The 16936-nt window shown below is 55.6% G+C and carries 16 protein-coding genes and 1 pseudogene; 5 read left to right on the top strand and 12 right to left on the bottom strand.

Annotated elements, in window-relative coordinates; translation table 11 throughout:
* Window positions 1-168 precede the first annotated feature (168 nt).
* From FS320_RS25310 to FS320_RS25295, 4 genes are all read left to right on the top strand, one after another.
* Window positions 169-357, top strand: coding sequence for a hypothetical protein (locus FS320_RS25310; RefSeq protein ID WP_152714668.1), 189 nt, complete (start codon window positions 169-171; stop codon window positions 355-357).
* A 482-nt stretch (window positions 358-839) separates the two neighbouring features.
* A complete protein-coding gene (locus tag FS320_RS25305) occupies window positions 840-1085 on the top strand; it encodes a hypothetical protein (protein WP_152714667.1) in 246 nt (81 codons plus the stop codon).
* A gap of 42 nt (window positions 1086-1127) precedes the next feature.
* Window positions 1128-2612, top strand: a complete 1485-nt coding sequence (locus tag FS320_RS25300; protein WP_152714666.1) for a VirE2 family protein — start codon at window positions 1128-1130, stop codon at window positions 2610-2612.
* A gap of 111 nt (window positions 2613-2723) precedes the next feature.
* Entirely contained in the window at window positions 2724-4424 is a 1701-nt protein-coding gene (locus FS320_RS25295; RefSeq protein WP_162003225.1) for a hypothetical protein, read from the top strand.
* 98 nt (window positions 4425-4522) lie between these two features.
* Here FS320_RS25295 and FS320_RS25290 read toward each other — a convergent pair.
* Window positions 4523-4732, bottom strand: a pseudogene (locus FS320_RS25290) (IS5/IS1182 family transposase); the annotation flags it as partial.
* Window positions 4733-4773: 41 nt separating this feature from the next.
* On the opposite strand from FS320_RS25290, the gene FS320_RS25285 reads away from it, so the two are divergent.
* On the top strand, window positions 4774-5217 hold the full coding sequence (locus FS320_RS25285) for a transposase (RefSeq protein WP_152714664.1): 444 nt from the start codon (window positions 4774-4776) through the stop codon (window positions 5215-5217).
* A 74-nt stretch (window positions 5218-5291) separates the two neighbouring features.
* Here FS320_RS25285 and FS320_RS25280 read toward each other — a convergent pair whose 3' ends face one another.
* From FS320_RS25280 to FS320_RS25230, 11 genes are all read right to left on the bottom strand, one after another.
* Window positions 5292-6326 (bottom strand): IS630 family transposase, encoded by a 1035-nt coding sequence (locus FS320_RS25280; protein ID WP_152714672.1) that lies wholly within the window; start codon window positions 6324-6326, stop codon window positions 5292-5294.
* 77 nt (window positions 6327-6403) lie between these two features.
* Window positions 6404-7405 (bottom strand): P-type DNA transfer ATPase VirB11, encoded by a 1002-nt coding sequence (virB11, locus tag FS320_RS25275; protein ID WP_152714663.1) that lies wholly within the window; start codon window positions 7403-7405, stop codon window positions 6404-6406.
* Entirely contained in the window at window positions 7402-8733 is a 1332-nt protein-coding gene (locus tag FS320_RS25270) for a TraB/TrbI/VirB10 family type IV secretion system protein (protein ID WP_244627362.1), read from the bottom strand. The genes virB11 and FS320_RS25270 overlap by 4 nt, the downstream gene beginning before the upstream one ends.
* A gap of 15 nt (window positions 8734-8748) precedes the next feature.
* A complete protein-coding gene (locus FS320_RS25265) occupies window positions 8749-9492 on the bottom strand; it encodes a TrbG/VirB9 family P-type conjugative transfer protein (RefSeq protein WP_152714662.1) in 744 nt (247 codons plus the stop codon).
* Window positions 9493-9519: 27 nt separating this feature from the next.
* Complete coding sequence (locus FS320_RS25260; protein ID WP_152714661.1) at window positions 9520-10194, bottom strand: VirB8 family type IV secretion system protein; 675 nt, start codon at window positions 10192-10194, stop codon at window positions 9520-9522.
* A gap of 126 nt (window positions 10195-10320) precedes the next feature.
* Entirely contained in the window at window positions 10321-11421 is a 1101-nt protein-coding gene (locus tag FS320_RS25255; protein ID WP_152714660.1) for a type IV secretion system protein, read from the bottom strand.
* Window positions 11422-11426: 5 nt separating this feature from the next.
* Window positions 11427-12068: a type IV secretion system protein gene (locus FS320_RS25250; protein ID WP_152714659.1), complete on the bottom strand. Its 642-nt coding sequence runs from the start codon at window positions 12066-12068 to the stop codon at window positions 11427-11429.
* Between the two features lie 130 nt (window positions 12069-12198).
* The gene (locus tag FS320_RS25245; RefSeq protein WP_244627361.1) at window positions 12199-14421 is read right to left on the bottom strand and encodes a VirB4 family type IV secretion system protein; all 2223 of its coding nucleotides are present in this window, start codon (window positions 14419-14421) and stop codon (window positions 12199-12201) included.
* A gap of 118 nt (window positions 14422-14539) precedes the next feature.
* On the bottom strand, window positions 14540-14797 hold the full coding sequence (locus FS320_RS25240; protein ID WP_338105471.1) for a VirB3 family type IV secretion system protein: 258 nt from the start codon (window positions 14795-14797) through the stop codon (window positions 14540-14542).
* Window positions 14798-14895: 98 nt separating this feature from the next.
* Window positions 14896-15219, bottom strand: a complete 324-nt coding sequence (locus tag FS320_RS25235) for a TrbC/VirB2 family protein (RefSeq protein WP_152714657.1) — start codon at window positions 15217-15219, stop codon at window positions 14896-14898.
* 307 nt (window positions 15220-15526) lie between these two features.
* On the bottom strand, window positions 15527-16525 hold the full coding sequence (locus FS320_RS25230; RefSeq protein ID WP_244627359.1) for a lytic transglycosylase domain-containing protein: 999 nt from the start codon (window positions 16523-16525) through the stop codon (window positions 15527-15529).
* Window positions 16526-16936: the final 411 nt, after the last annotated feature.

The following is a 16936-nucleotide window of genomic DNA, read 5'->3' as shown; positions in this document are numbered from 1 at the left end:
GATCAGCTCATTGCGTGTTGTCATGCTCACCTGCCTCATCATCGCCCCCGCAGCTCGCCAGAGCTCGGGAGCAAATCAGATGAGGCAACGATCCAAAATCAGGGAGCAATTCAGGCGATGCAATGCGTGCTCAGGCGACGATCTGCCCTCGAGACGATGATTGGCCACATGAAGGCGGACGGGCGGCTGGGACGCAATCACCTGCTCGGAGTCGCGGGCGATGCGATGAACGCGCTTCTTGTGGCCACCGGCCACAATCTGCGGCTGATCCTGAACTGGCTCAGACTTTTTGTCGCCTGGCTCATAGCAGCCCTGATCAGTTCATCCGCGCAACCGGATACTTCCCAAGCTGTCTAAAATCCAACGCCCTTCACCTGAAACCGCATTGTTCAGGGCCGACTACCTATGTGGACGGCTCCCGCCTCGCAAGGCCAAACGTCATCAACAATCAATCACATTGCCAAACGGGCGCCATCCAGACATGACGGTGCCGCCTCCGCAGTACCCCTCGTCCGCCGCTTGGGACGACACTCATGATTACGGGACGGACTTAAAGACCGGTTAGATTCCCTGCGACTTATAAGTACATTTGTTGTAAACACGTTCATATGATTTCCCATAGCAGTAATGAAAATAGCTGCCCTGGAATAGGTTACATATGAAACCTAGCTAGCAGCGAAATTCCTAATAAACATCATTGACTTCCCCAATATTCATTTTAGAGTTGCCTAACGATCTTCTTCGCGGAGCAGTCTGTACATAGCGAGCAACGTCTGTCGGATCTATCAAGGCTCTATCTGTGACTAACACGGTCGCCTCTCGCTGGAAGGTCATGAAAGTTGGCACGAGGACAAGGCATTACTGAAATGGACAAACCAGGAAAGGGTATCGCAATGACGGTACGAAGTGAGCTCAACCTTCAAAAGGAAAAGCATGGCTTGAGAGTCGAACGCTCGGTCAAATCCGCCCAGGAAGAACATATCGATCCTCCGATGCAATCGTACCTAGAGGATTTTGAAATAAAAGAGCTGGAACTCAAAGAAATTCTTGAAAAGAGGATAGATAAGGCTCTTGCCAAAGAATGATATCAAAGAAGTAAAATGCAATAATATCAAAAGGGTAGAGTAATGCCTCGTAACGACACCGACGCCCCAATGACGGAGGCGGGAACCCCGAATAGCTTAACTAGCAGTGAAGAGATAATGCTTGACAGTGAAGAGAAGGCGCAGATCTCGATGAACTCTAGCATCATAACACCAACCGTTAAACGCCAAAGGTACAGTGGCGACCACGAGACGTCCTCGTCGGGTTCTAGCAGCCCAACACGAGATTTGCTCAACGAGATGGCAAATTTAAAGCTCGGCAATGCTATTGCAGACGATGCCTATCTTCTATGCAAGCCCGGCGAGAAGCGCGGCGAGGGGCTCGAGGTTCTTAGCCGAAGGCAGTATATAGAAAAGTATGGCCAGCCCACGGCAGATACATTCAAGAACAGAAGCCTTCTTTTCAACGCTTCGCTTGTAGGCCGAGATTCCAAGTCTTTTTATCCCCCACCCGTTCTCATAAATCGGATTCCGATTCCTTTAACATTAGAAAATAGCTCGGCTAAAGCGAGATACAAAGGATACGAATTCAAAGAACTAACCTCCAAACTAGAAGTTCCTTCTCGAATTTATTCGGAGGGAAATTACAAACCGTCTGAAACACAAAAGAGCTACATGACTCCGGGTGGTATACGCAAACAGGAAGCCATCTATGATAACGCCCTCCTGGCAGGTGCGCTAAACCCGGACTACATCGTGATGAAAGGGTCCGACGTCATCGATGCGGGATGGCGCAAGAAAGGCGACAAATTCACAAACAAGAGTGTAGTCGACGTCGAACAGAGCTACGGCGAAGGTGCAAAGCTAATCCTGAAATCCAGCACTCATGCCTATACCTCGACGGATTGTCTCAGAGAATATGGAGAGAATGAACCTGACAAACGCTTTGGCGACTATGTCGGGGAGAAACGCACTTTTAATGCGTCACTTAATCCTGTCGTTTGCTTAGTCGGTGAGCATTATATCTCTGTGAAGCATACTCTTGACAAGTATCCGAATTCAGCAACCGCCAAAGCTCTCGTGAGCGGCGAGGCCTGGCGAAACGTTCGTGTTGTGAGCTCAACTGGCAATGCCTGGATAACCCCCGAATATGCAATGAAACAAGCGCCACAAGAGACCATAAGGCATTTGGAGGACGCCGGCTTGAATAAATCGATCGCTGCTCCGCATGTTAGGTCATATGAGGAAGCGCAGAAGGTCGGTGCAACGATGCCCGCAGTGGCCGTTCCAATTCAAACCGTCCGCCATGGTCCACCGGACCATGGCGTGGACGTGCTTTCCCAATATTCAAAAGAGGAGATCATGATTGCAAGCCGCGACAAGAACGGCGAACGAACAGGAAACGCCAGAACCCTTGCCAGCTACGCCTATAAAAGAGAGCCGCTGCCACAAGATGCTGCAGACGTGCTTGGCGTTGCCTCCGATGTGTATTCGAGATCGGCAGCACATGGTGGACGCGCGCAATATGACGAACGTGGGCGCGGCAAGCAGAGCACAGGAATCGCCTAGGCTGGCGACCCAAACCCTTCAGGAGACGGGCCGGACGACGTCGTCCGGCCCGTCTCCCCTCCCATGCCACTCAGGCTTGCGTCTCCCGGTAGCTCGAAGGAACCAATATTCGTGGCCAAGATCAAGAAAATGCCCGTTAAGAACAAGGACTCTTCGTATCGAGACAGGGCAGCTGGCAGGCGCAGGAACGACCTTGATCGGAGCGCCGCACTAACAGAACACAGCGCAATCAAAAGGCTCAACAAGTACAACCAGCCTCATAAGCAGAAGAAATATGCGAAGGATGTGGAGATCCTCGGCAAGGTTTATGCCAGCACAAGGGGTGAAGTCAGCTACAGTATCTTTGGTAACAAACGGCTAAGGATCGACAAGCCGGGCGAGCTTACTCGTGAGAGAGGAATATTCAGAAAAACCAGGAAGACATTGAAGCACGGCACTGAACCCGGAACCGTATATGTCAGAAAATATGAAAAGGAGAGTTGGCGGAAGAAACGCAGTTACAATTATGACGAAAATGGCAAACTCCTCTCGCAAAGCATCGTGCGCAAGGACGGCAGCTTCAGGGAAAACTGGGAGCGAGATGAGAAGGACCAGCTTATCCGGACGAGTTATTACACGAATCGTATTCGCGATGGTGGGTATTTCCGCTCCATCTCGGAGGAGTTGAGCAAGCCGGATAAGAACGGCTACCGTACCTTAACCCGGAAGAAGGGATCCAATGAAAAAGTCTTCGAACGAGATGCCGATGGCAATCTGACGCTGATCGGCCGGAAAAGCCGATCTGTTTCCAAGTATTCCAGAACATCCGCCGACAGGAGGACGGCTAGGACGGATATCAGGCATTTCGGCGGCATGTTCAGCAAATCCTATGAGTCCCTGCTGGACAAGGATGGAGCCATTCTGAGCAAGGACATAAGATCCGTCCGAAGACTTTGGAATAAACGATCAGCCGAATACGACGATAGCGGCCAGTTGGACAGCACCAAACATACTTTCGGCAAATTATATAAGAGCAGAACAAAATATATCGGCGAAGAGACCAAGCTGGTAACGAGGCGACTTCTTGGAATAAAGCTCGGAACAAAATTGAAGGCGCTGAGTGAAGGTGAACTTGACGCCCAAAAATTGCGGGCCGAAGAAGCAAAAGAACATGCAGCCGTTTGGGAAGCCAGGACGTTTGTATATCCGCTGCCCGAACCCGGAACGACAAGGCGACTCGGGGCACTCCAAACTCCAAACACAGTCCACCACCAGGGCCGGGATGTAACCTCACCGCCGGCCACGGACCGCCAAGACATATTTAACACGAAGGCAGTCGCGACACCTGCACACAGCAGAAGTAATTCGACTGTCGTCAGCATTCACTCAATGGATGGTGGGTCGACGCAGTCCCGAGCATCGAACGTGTCGACAACGCCGAGCACAAGCTCACCATCCCGCTCGGAACATCAGAGAACCGATCAGAGCGTGACGTGGGATGCAGAAGCAGTAGCAGAAGAAATGAGACTGGTTGAAGAGACACTGAACAACCTGGAATTGAATCCCGAGAGTAAGTTGCCCTCCGAGAAACGGAATGTGCATCAGACCAAGGGAAATCAGAAGGACACCGACACAGAACGAATGTTTATGGACAACCTCCTGAACGATCCTGGAATCAGGTCTGACGACAAGGCGCAGTCGAAAGCCTGTGACGAACGGCGAAGCAGGAGAATGCAGCAGGACACAAGGAGCACGGACCGAAACGACGCTGCTGCAAAAAGAGGGCTCGATGATCGCAGTAGAGAGCGGACACCCTTATGTATAGCGGGCTAACCCGGAAAATTCATGGAAGGCTGGCGGGTGTAGCTCAAGTGCCTGAGATGACTTAGTCGGCCCTGAACAATGCCGTTTAGGGTAGCCGGCGTTGGCTTTCAGACCACTTTGGAAGTATCCGGTTGCGCGAGTGAGCTCATGAGAGCCGCGATGAGCCAGGCGACAAAAAGTCTGAGCCAGTTCAGGATCAGCCGCAGATTGTGTCCAGCGGCCACGAGCAGCGCGTTCATCGCATCGCCCGCGACCCCGAGCAGGTGATTGCGTCCAAGTCGCCCATCCTCTTTCATGTGCCCGATCATTGCCTCAATCGTAAGCGGTAAGCTGACCGCATCTGGCGCAGCATGATGCGATGGCTGATCTTTACTGGCATCAAAGCAAGGAGCTTTCGGTGTCAGTTTCTGTGTCTGCGCCTATGTCTGATGACAGAAGTTTCCATGTGCTGGAAGCCATCCCCAGCCGCCTGGAGGTTGGTCCCGACCGGCCCCGCCGGCGCTGGTCGGTTGAAGCCAAAATGGCCCTGATTGAGGAGCCCCTGAAGCCTGGAGCCAATGTCTCGGCCATCGCACGGCAGGCCGGGATTTCGCCAGCACAACTGTTCGGCTGGCGCCGCAAGGCGATGCAGGCTGGTGTCGTCCAGTGCGCTGCTCATGAGCAGCGGCTTGGATTCGTCGAAGTCACATCGCCATCCTCTGCGATGATTGAGATGGTTGTCGCCGGCGTGGTGGTCCGTGTTGGCGCTGATATTGATCAGAACCACCTGGCCAAAATCCTCCGGGCGGTTCGACAAGCATGATCCCGGGCCGGCGTGAAGGTGTTCGTGGCCAGCCATCCGGTTGATTTTATTGATCCGGCTTGGGAGAACTTGAACTACGCGGCATAGCGGAATGACGGATGCCCAAAGTAGCTGCGGATTCGGCCGGGCGACTTGGCAAGCCGACGCATGTGGCTGATGATGGCGCGCTTGAGGGCGGGTTTGCTGCAGGCGGGCGGTTTGCGGGTCACGGCTTGCTTCAGGTCGGCATTCAGGCCCTCGTCCGGGTTCAGCTCCGGACTGTAGGAGGGCAGGTGGAAAACCTCGATCTGCTCCGTGCGCTCGGCCAACCAGCCCCACACCGCCCGGGCCCGATGGACCGGCAGGTTGTCCCAGATCAGGAACACCTTGCCGTTGGCATCCTGGATCAGCCGCCCGAGAAAGCGGATCAGGCTCGGGGCCTTGAGCGCACCATCGAGCACCATCCAGCGCAGCTCGCCCCTGTTGGTCACAGCCGAGATCAGGCCCAGCCTCGCGCGCTTGTGACAGGGGCGCACCACAGGGGTGCGGCCGCGTGGGGCAAAGCTGCGGCCGCGCCCATCATCGGAGCGCAAGCCGGTCTCGTCACCCCAGAAGATCGTGCCCTTCTCACCCTTGGCTCGTGCTGCAATGGCCGGATAGTCCTGCCGCAGCCAGCGCCGCACGGCCTTCGGCGACTGCTCGTAGGCGCGTCGGAGCGGCTTCTGGGCCGTGAAGCCCCAGCGCGCCAGATAGGTGCCGATGGTGCGTACCGCCAGCCGGATCCCACAATGCCGCTCGATCAGCATCGGCACCGCCGCCCGGCTCCACAGGGCAAAGGGCAGGCCGAGTTCGTCAGGCGTGTGCCGGCTGATCAGAGCGCGGACCTGTGCTTCCTGCTGGGGCGCGAGAAACCGTCCTGTGCCGGGGGCCGGGCCGCGTGGTCCGCTGGCCAATCCGGCCAGGCCCTGCTCGGCGAAGCGGCGGCAGATATCGAACACGCCGGTGCGGGTCAGACCAACCTGCCCGGCAATGGCCTCGTAAGTCAGGCCGCTCTCGCGTAGCCCCACCACCTGTCGCCGACGCTCCTCTTGCGCGGCTGCTGGCAGCTTGCGCATGTCGACATGGTTCATCCCGCCAAACTGGATCGAATGGCCCTCGATTTCAAGATCACCCAAACCGGATCAATAAATGGGTTAGTCGCTTGCGCTTAGTCAATGTTCTGCGAGGGCAGGTAGATTTCCAGCACACCGCGCCCGCCATGGCGCCGGCCGACTTGGATAACCAAGTCAACCGTCTTTTTTGCATAGTTGATAATCTCGCCGTGCGACATCTGCACACCAGAGCGCATCACCATGAGTGCCAGTCGGTCGAAAGCAAGTTCAGGACTGTCCGCGTGGATCGTTGTTATTGCGCCTGGGTGGCCGGTATTGATCGCCTCAAGAAAATCGTAAGCCTCCACGCCGCGGATTTCGCCGAGAATGATCCGGTCGGGGCGCATTCGCAGGCAACTTTCCAGGAGTCTCGACGGGCTCCGAGCGGATTTCTCCTTACGCTCTGCGATTAGCGCCACTTGGTTCTTGTGGGGTGGGTAAAGCTCCTGTGCATCCTCTATGGTAATAATCCGCTCGGCGGGGTCTGACATCGCCAGCAAAGCGCGCGCGACTGTAGTTTTGCCCGATGACGTGCCGCCCGAAATCAGAATGTTGAACTTCTCGTCAATGGCCTGTCGGAACAGACCATTCAGGTCGCCGACATGGGCCATATCGGCAATTGCCCGGAGGCGTTCGTGGCGACCGGCATCCACCGTCATCTGGCCGCTATCGACAAAGTTTATATCGGCACTTTCCAAAGTCCGCGTTAGATACTTGCGGATCGACAGCGACACGCCTTCTTCGATCGCAGGTTCGGCAACCACCTGCACGCGCTGCCGACAGCCCCAAACCATAATGCGACCTGAGAAGATCGGATGAAGTGCCCCAAGCGTGTTGCGGGTCTCTCCGGCCAGCTGCGCTCCAAGCCGCTTGATGGCATGAGGCGGCAAGGTCACATCGATCTTATGCATATGTTCCGCTCCGGCCTCCTCGACGAAAATGGACCCATCCGGGTTGATCGCTAATTCATTGATATTGTCGCTCACCAGATAATCCTTGAGTGGGCTCAAGTACTGCTCCACATATGAGATGGCACGACTGGACTGGTGGTCATTCATCGAATAAAGAGATCCTGGTTGACAGAGACAAGGATTTCCTTGCCCTGCGGGACACGATGGATGGGAGGGAGGGAGAGGTATTTGTCCAGGATACCCTTACCCTGAGCGCTAAGGGCCCCGACGATATTTGATGCGGCTTGGCCGGCAGGATTGGTGTTGCCTGATCCCGCACCTTCGATAGTGATTGTCGTGCCCGCTCCTCTACCTGACCTGTTGCTGCCGGTCAGAATAGGAAGGATCGAGGGCAACGCGGTGATGGTGCTAATGAGGGCAGCTGCACCTAGCTTCTTGCCGTAGCGGTTGTCCACGTTGCCTTCGATGCCGGCGCGACCAAGCAGGTCCGTGCCTGTAGAGCCGAGCGCGATCGATTTGCCCTCGGGAGTGATGGCTCGGTTCCATGCGATCAGCACGCGGTTCTGCTCGATATCCACCTTATTACTGAAGGCGCCGATCAGGCTTGTCCCCGCCGGCAGCAGAATGCGAGAACCGTCGAAGGAGTATACCGGGTCGATGACCAGGGCTCGAATATTGCCCGGCAGTTCTGTATTAATAGCCGTTTCAAGCACGGCGGAGATTGTCGTGCCCTGCACGATGGTACGCGATGGGTCAGGGAGAGCACGAGACACTGCGGTTTTTACGTCCGAGTCGGCCGCCGAGGCAAGAAAACGATCGTTCGCGCTCAGATCTTCGGGAAGTTGTGACGCCCCGTCAGCTGACGCAATGCGGGCTCCTGGTTCATCCAGGATTACGGCCTTCGATTCCCTTTTCTTAGTTTCAGTTTCTTGCACTTGTCGACGCCTCTCAGCGTCGGGCTTGGCGGCTACCTCGGCACGCAGGCGCGCAATTTCGGCCTCCGACCTCTCCCGCTCCTCCCGGAGCTTCTGCGCCACTTCCTTGTCATAGCTCTCCAGCAGTCTCTGTACGTCACCGAGTGAAACGTCCGCGCCTTTGTCGGACCGTGCGATCGCTTCGATTTGCTTGCGCAGTTCTTCGAACCGCTTGTTCATCTCAGCGTTGGGATCGGCCTTTGGCTCGGGAACTGGGATGTCAAGCTGCTGGTTCGGGGCCACGCGCGTGACTTCCAGATCAGCCCGCGACGCTTTCTGCTCATCGTCGCCTCTCAAACCGAGAATTTTTAGGACGTGAGTCGGGCCGACAGCAACTACGACGCTGGCTAGCAACATCGCCGCAAGAACAACTCTGCGGCCACCTTTGCGCTTAGATTTACCTATCTGCCGGGCTCGGCGTCCCTCAAGCAGTTTTTCACGTTCCGCATCGACGGGGGCGTCTGCCGCGTCGCGATCGTGTCGATGGTCAATATCGCTCAACTTGTCTGGCACTTCTCAGTACTTGCTCTCTGGGTCTGCTATGTGAACAGCGCGCGCCGTACCCACGCAAACAATGTCATTACCGATTCTCATCACCCAATAGTCGCTGGTGCCGTCGACGATGACACGCTCGCCATCAGTGTGCGAATTGACCAGCTTTTCCTTCCCGTCATGGCCGACCTTAAAAATTGCCGGCCGGGGGGCGCCCTTAGACAGGACGAAAGTCGTTTGCAATGTATTGTCTGTCACCGCAAGCGGGACGAACTGCGCATGACCCGAGACCATGTAATCGCGATTCACGCGACCGCCTTCGACACGGCTCTTGGGCAAAGTCTTGATCACACCAGGATAGGTAAAGACAGCCCGGAACACCTGGTCGGCGCCGGCCTCCATCCCTGCCTTTATCGCGCCGACCGCACGTAGCTCGAACGAATAAACGTGCTGGTTGGTGTAGACTGTCATATTCGTCAGCGCTTGTTCGCCGATAGGCTTCAAGGCGATTACATTGCGCCTCTTCGGCACGGTCACGTCCCAGGATGCGCTTTCGCCGAGGAAAACCTGCTCGATATGCTCCGATTCAGCAAACTCGATAGCTGTGACTGAGTTGAAGTAAAGATCGAGCTTGTAGACGTTGTTCTCATCGTAGGCAAAGCGTTTAATGCGTGCGTCAGCAGGAAGGCTCAAGGGAGATTGCTCGGCCATCGCCACCGTAGTCAGTGCCACGCTAGCAATTAGCAACAAACATAGAATCTTATACATTGTACTCGCCATAGTTACGTCAATCCTCTAGTCGGCCGCTTCCGCGTCAATCCGATACGACAAGACACGGAAGCCAAGCGGATTGCTCCAAACAGCCTCCAAAGTAGTGCCTTCTTGTGGTTTGAACTCGTAGCCAACCGTGACGATGTAACTGCGCTGGACAGTGTTGCGTCCCATTTCCTCGCGAGACTTGGTGATGCGCACACGAGCGGAATCCACTGTGTTACGCCCGTCAGAGGCGAACGGGGTAACAGATTTGACCTTAACTAGCACGCGAGTGTCACTGCCGTAGACTTTCGGCGGATACTGCGGCGAATCCGAACGCCAGAGGTCGACCAGAGTTTGCTCGGCATTGTTGAATGAGCGCGCCCTAACCTCTTGAATGCGGGTACGGTTGTCGGCGGGATCGTAGGTCTCGCGGTCGGTGACATAGGATACGAGTTCTGCCTGAAGTACGGCCTCCTGCTGTTGGAGCGTAGCGGGCCGCACCTGGACGATCTTTTCAGCTTCGCCAGTGGTCTTGTCTACCATCACCACAAACGGCTTGCTTTCTTTGAGCGGCAGCACGACTATCAGGGCCGCCAGTGACACAAGGCTTGTGGCGGCGGACCCAACTGCAACTTTCGCCCAGTTGTTGCGCTGCTTGCGAAGGCTGAAGAATAGCTCGTCTTCGAATGCGTGCTGTGTCGTTTGTTCAGTCATGCGCCTCTCCGTTCTGTTGCTCCTCGTATCGCTTATCGGTCAGGGTTAGAAACTGGTCTGTTCAGGAGACTAGGCTCCGTTGCCGCTCGAGCGAGAGTGACTACCGGAAGAACTGTCAGCAGCAGCTCACCTGCGATCCCGTCGTAACGATCGTGGCGTGGTTATACGGCGGCCAAGCACGTCATTCCAACGCTGCTGCCGCACATTGGAGCTTTGGAGCATCGCGGCAATCGCCGACCGTCCTGCCGCGGCCGGCGAAGCGCCGTTGCTGCGAGCCGCGATTCCCGAACCTACGCCGTCTAGCAATCGTTTACCCCCCCCCCACACACCACCTTTGATCATAGAAACTGCGGCAGAGCTCACACCAGCACCGACAGCGGCAACCGATGCAGACGCTAGCGTACTTGCCATAGTCGGGATCATGGCTAGGAGAACCACTGCGGCGATCATGATGAATACGAATGCGAGACCACGATCTAGATCTGGTCCCTGAAGGTTCTTCGCATAAATCTCGGCGGCGATAAATAGTACGATAGACATCAGCGCGGTCGTCAGCAGCGGTGTAACCAGGAAGCCAACCGTGAGGCGCGTCCAGCTCTCGAAGTACTGCTTTGTTTGAGGCATCATCAGCATGATGATGGCTAGGGGCGCCAGGCTGATCGACGCGGCTATCCCTATTTTTCCAACCAGCACAATGATAGCCGAGGTGGCAACAAAAAGTCCGCAGACTAGTTGGATGAATATACCAGTACACACATTTTTAAGCGCATCGCCGATGTGCCAGATCGAGAATTTTCTAGTATAATAACTTTTCGCCAGCCTAGTGAGGGCACGGGCGAACTCGTCCATTGCTGAATGCAAATCGGATATGCGCGTCGGATCGACAAGACCACCGCCATCGTGGATCTTAACGCGCGATGCCGCGCGTATCAAAAGCGCGGCGTAGTCGGCGGGCACGGTCATGAGGATTGCATAAATGCCCTCGAAATTCTCCCACATCGTTGCAAAGGAATAGATGAGTATATATCGCAATCCCCATTGTAGATATATGGAGTAATTTACATTCGTAAACTGAATTACATGGTTCACGGCGATGAACAAGAGCGCGATCAACGCTACAGTCTGAAGCAGTGTTCTGATTGGGACAGCGACTTCAGTAAAAACCGTCTTCACAAAATCGATAAGCGTAGCGTCGACTTCGCTGGCGAGTGAAGAAATCACGCCCATGGCGGTTATCTAATAAAGTCTGTAGGATCGCCGACGCCGTCCTGCTGAGCGGCGTCAGCGCCGAATACCATGAGGTACGATCCTGCGGCCGATGCGATTGCTGCTTGGGTGCGCAGCGTTTCGTTGAGCTGCTGCGCGACTTCGGTCATCACACGTGTGTTAATGTCGACGCTGGTTTTCAAGTCGCTGCTGGTTTCAAGCGCGGCGATATAGCCGTTGATCCTACCCATGCTAGCATTGGCGCGCTTGTAGGATTCCTCCGCAATGGAGGCGGTGATAGCGCCTTGAGCCGATGCTTGGGCGATATTGACGTTGCTGACAAGTTTGTCGTTGCGCAACTTGAATGCGTTGCTCAGGCCGTAGCGCTTGCAAAATTCCGTAAGTGTTTCCTGAATGCCGCCCGGTCCAACCGTCTCGCAGCTCAAAGCAGCGTTGGCCATCTCCCATAGGCCTGAACCTCCTTTACGGGCCGCGACATCTGCCTCGCCATTGTTCACCGGGAACGGCTTGCGGCCTGATACGGCGGCAATCAGCAACTGGACAGCATTATCGTTGAAGGTTTCTTGGGCGTAAACCTCCTGAACCAGCGGACCTGTGGCCGCAAGCAAAAGGCCAGACAAAACGACAGACGGGGGAACGACTTTCATGTGACGGTTCCTTTGAAGTGACGGTCGAGGGGTTCCCAGACGCAGACGCAATTGCTCTCCGGCGTCGCGGGAATGGACTGGCAGGCGGTAAGGGACATAAGTATTAACGTGAGAGAAATCAGGGTTCTCGTCATTGTAGCATCTTCATTTGAAAGTTCGGCGTGTCACGCCATCCTGCAGCCGCTTTCTCGCCGCGTCCACCTCCCAAAATGTCGATGCCCTTACCGATCGCCCCGAGCGCGAAATCAAGAACGACGCTGTCGCTGCCGGATTTTAACAGCACGAGGTGGTTGTCCGCGTTACTTGTCTGAAGGAACTCACATTCGGCCGGCGTGAGGTTGAGCGGTGCAAGTTCGGCTTCAGTGTTGTAGGAACTAGAGTAAACCAAGCGTGTGACCGCGCTCTCCAGTATGGCATCGCCGCCGGCGCTGCTAGTAATGTGCGATACACGCTGGGTCAGGAGAACGACCGCAACGTTTTTCTTGCGCATCGTTAGCATCCAGTCCTTGAGGCGGAGTTCGAAGTAGGGATCGTCAAGCAGTTTCCAGGCCTCATCTAGAACCAGCAGAGTTGGAATCTCGTCTTCTACGAGCCGTTCCACGCGGCGGAAGACATAGCTCAGCCACGCTGTGCGGATGGTGTTGTTATCGAAAACTTCTGTGAGGTCAAAAGCGGTGATCCGACTGTCGAAAGAGAGCGGATCGATCCCTTTGCCGCCGAATAGCCAGCCGAACTGGCCAGTCTCGTCCCACCGACTAAGTCGGCTATAGAGGTCGCCATCATCGTCAGTTGCACGCAGCTGGTTGCGGAACTGCTTGAAATTCTGCAAGCGGAGGTCAGCCGTTGCATTGGCCTGAACGGCATCGTTGAGAGCCTGAAGCTGAACCGGGTTTAGTCGCCCACCTTCATCGTTAGCCAATGCTGTAAGCCAATCGGACAGCCACGCTACGCCGCGGTCATCTGCCTCCGCACGCATAGGGTTGAAGCCGGTTTCCTGCCCCAGACGCACGGAAGAATATGTACCACCCATGGCGCGAATCGCCATCTCGAAGCCATTATCCTTGTCAAATGCGATAATGCGAGCGCCAAGCCGCTGGGCCTGACTAAGCAGGAAGGCAGTACCAAGCGTCTTGCCCGACCCGGTTTGGCCAAGCACCAGGGTATGGCCGACCGTGCGCTGATTTGGCTTGCCGGGCAAGTGGAAGTTGAAGCGGAACGTTTCGCCGCGCGCTGTCGGTAAGATTGTCACGGAGTCGCCCCAGGGACATCGATCCGGCGGGTTGCCTTTCGGCGCGCCATGCATGGCGCAAAGTTCTGCGAAGTTCTGAGAGGAGATCATGGCCGCTCGTGTGCGGTGGTTGAAATTCCCCGGATGCTGAGCGAAATAGACAGCGCGGCTGGAGAAGTTCTCGCGCACGATTGCAGCACCAGCGTCCTGCATGGCGCGCGTGACGTAGGCTATAGCTCCCTCAAGCTCTTCCCGAGTTTCGCAGAAAACAGCGATGCTGCAATGATGGTCGCCAAACACGACGCGGCCAGATGCAACATCGTCCTCAGCCTCTTCGAGTTGCGCCATCAGAGAGATGGCCGCATCCTCCGCTGCCTTCATCTGCTTCCGCACACGCGCAATCTTACCCTGGGCGGTGACATTATCGATTGGTGTAAAGCTCTGTGAGACCACGGTATCATACGGTAAGTTGAGCCCGTCAAGGATGCCGGGATAGGTGTTTGTCGGATAATCTTTTACGGATATGATGGTGCCGTAGCGTTTTAGGCCGGGATTCGGATTATCGCATTCGAAGACCTTGCCGCGGAACGTGATCATCGAATTGGCCAGAAGATCGGCGATCGGAACAAACTTCTTGCCGGCAATGAGACGCCCACTGGATCCATCGATCAGCGTACGCAACAAACCGAGCCAGTCACCGTCGGAGATGGTTAGTCGACGAGGCTTTGCCTCACTTACGCTGACCATGCAGGTCGTGATCATCTGATCGAGGCGAGCTGCGCGCGCGGCGACCTCTTCGGGACTGTAGGTATCCTTGTTGCCCGTCATATTGATAAGTTTGTTCAGCATCTTCGGTGGCCGGATCACAATGGTGACCATCGTAATGCGGTCGCGCAGGCCAATGTTCTGAAGATAATTTTGCCAGCGCCGGTCAATCTCCGCGCTGAACGGATCTGCTTCGACAGGCTTCATGGTGGGTCGAGTTTCACCGGATATGCGATGTACGTAGTACCCGACGCCACCGCGCTGCTGCGCAATGAAGTGCGAAAACGCATTACTCAGCTCCATCGTCTGTCGGTTGTCGATCGTGTCCGCACTGACTCCTTCGACAACAAAAGCAGCCATTAGATCGCCATCCCGCAACATCAGGGTCCTATCATCGGCGATACTGAGATATGGCAGTTCGTTGGCGAGTTGCTCGTGTCTGTGCGCGACCCATCGCATCGCTCGATTGAACGGGGACTCAAGCATGGTACACTAGCCCCTCGGCCTTCAATAGCGCCGGGTTCATTCGCGTGCTTTGCACGGTTGCAATGAAGACATCGACGATCTTTGGATCATAGGCGGCTAGAGCACGCAGCGCGCCGTAGCCAATACTCCCCGCGGTCAGCAGAAAGATGAATGATCCGGTGATGAGAAAGCTGAGCATCACGACACATATGAGAACAACCAGATACATGATCGGCAACCCTGCAAAGGTGACAACTCGCGTCAAACCTATGAAAAGTGTTGTATGTTGGATGGTCTGTACTCCTTTGAAAGATCCACCAGGCAGTCCGCAGGCTTCGATAAGTCGCTAGTGGGCTGTACCGAATGAGATCAATGTGGGGTGATGCCCTTGACGAAGGTGGCAGCGCCAAAGACGATCGCGATGCCCACGATGATGGAGACTGCGAAGGTCCAGTCCATCCGACCGGTCATGAACGAGAAGCCGACGGCCATGACAGCCAAGGCCGAGATTGAAACACCAATTGGGCCGGTGATCCCACCCACGATATTGTTAAGGAAACTTTGCACGCCTTCGAAGTTCGGCCCGGTGACCGTGGCAGCGCTTGGAGCGGCAAAAATAAGGGACATGAAAGCCGCAGCACTGGCGACTAACAAAAGTCTGCTGAAATCAATGTCGGAAAAGAAATCTTTCATTTTGCCCTCTCGGAGATGCGACTGCCACTACCTTCCGTCCGAACGATGTGGACGGGTATGCCTTTTCTAGACTTTCTCATCTGATCTTTATTATACTGTTTTCATCGTGAGATTGATCACTTCAACGAAGGGCGCGGGCTGTGCTCGCAGATTTTGTCAAGTGCGGTCTTCTTGGCGCATTATTTTTTGTTTGACAGTTTTTGTTGTCATTGCCAAGCGTGCGAGCTTCGTCGTCTCTCCGGCCGGCGCAGATGGCTGCAAGGCAGCCTGAACCGCCCGTCTTGATGCGGCATTGTCGTCGGAGGCATCACCGGTGAAAAAGTAGGTGGGATGGCGTGTCCTTGCCCGAACTCGCAGTCTGGCGTGTATTACTGTGCGGCCCAACACCGACGGCGTGGAGAATGTCCGACACATACTGCCTGGTTTCTCGGTAGGGCGGGATGCTGCCATATTTGCGCACAGCTGCAGGCCCAGCGTTGTAGGCCGCCAGGGCAAGTTCGATGGAGCGGAACTCATTGAGCATTTCGGCCAAGTATGTAGCGGCGCCTTCGAGATTGTGCCGCGCCGAGAACGGATCCTTGACGCCCAGCTGGCGCGCGGTGCTTGGCATCAGTTGACCGAGGCCCTCAGCACCGGCCGCCGAAACCGCGCGCGGGTTGAAATTGCTCTCCCGCTGGATCATTGTGGTGAAGAGATCAACGAGCATTGCTTCCTCCGGGGTCGAATTGCGTACGCCTAGCCTCGAGGCAAATCGCCTTCCGACATTGACGGCAAGCCAGTACATATCCCGCTGATCACTGGTGAAGCTGTTTGACATGTTGCGCGCTTTGGGAAGCGAGGGCGAGCCAAGACGCACCGATAGAAAATCCGGCGCGTGTTTGGTCGCACCGGCCGGTGACGGGAAGGAGGCGAGGGGACGGCGGGAGCCTGCTTCGACAGCGTCATCGGCCGGTGCGTCTGTGAATTCCAGTACAGAGTTTGTCGTATCGATAAATGCCGTTGCCAGTGGCACATCATTCTGCCTTATGTTCAGGCGCTCGTCCGCCGTGGGGGACCGATGCCGGGTCCGCTGCGGCAGGGTAGCTTCGACCCCAGCGCTGAAATCGAACTGCGCTAAATGTGGATTTGCGTCCGGTGCCGCGGCGGCGCCCCTCACTTCGATGACCTGCCCACTGTCGGTTTGCTCTAATACCGCGGAGCAGGCAACGTTGCACTGTGCGATCATAAAGACGGTCGCGGTAGAGACCGCAACTGTCTTCGCTAACGTACTTCCACTTGTTAAACGGTTTTCGTGGTAAAATGCCATAGTATGAAATACTACCTAGTTTGCTCGCGCGTTCTTGGCATGTGTGCCATTGATCGGTGTAGCTGTCTAAGGAAAAGAGATTTCATTTGTAGCATTACGCATTATTTCAGGCTGTGCTGCAGCAACGTGGAGAAGGCGCAACGAACCTAAGCGAAGGGCCTCTTCATGCAGCAAGGCCGAACATCTGGGTGACCAGACGGATCTAGCCGTTCTTATGCATGGGAAGGTTGATGAAGGCTGGCGAGTGTAGCTTAAGCACTTGAAGCAGCGTAGGATTTGGTTGTTGAGACTAATCCCTGCCACCAATTGCCCTGTGCCACACTCGCCATGCCGGACGATACACCTGCCACCTTCCCGTTTCCAGCCGTTGGCCGCAAGAAGATCACCGCTGCTTTCGACGGTGGGCGCCTG

The organism is Microvirga tunisiensis, assembly GCF_009296175.1.
Classification (GTDB): domain Bacteria; phylum Pseudomonadota; class Alphaproteobacteria; order Rhizobiales; family Beijerinckiaceae; genus Microvirga; species Microvirga tunisiensis.
The sequence above is the reverse complement of the archived record's forward strand: the minus strand, read 5'-3'. Positions and strand labels throughout refer to the sequence as shown.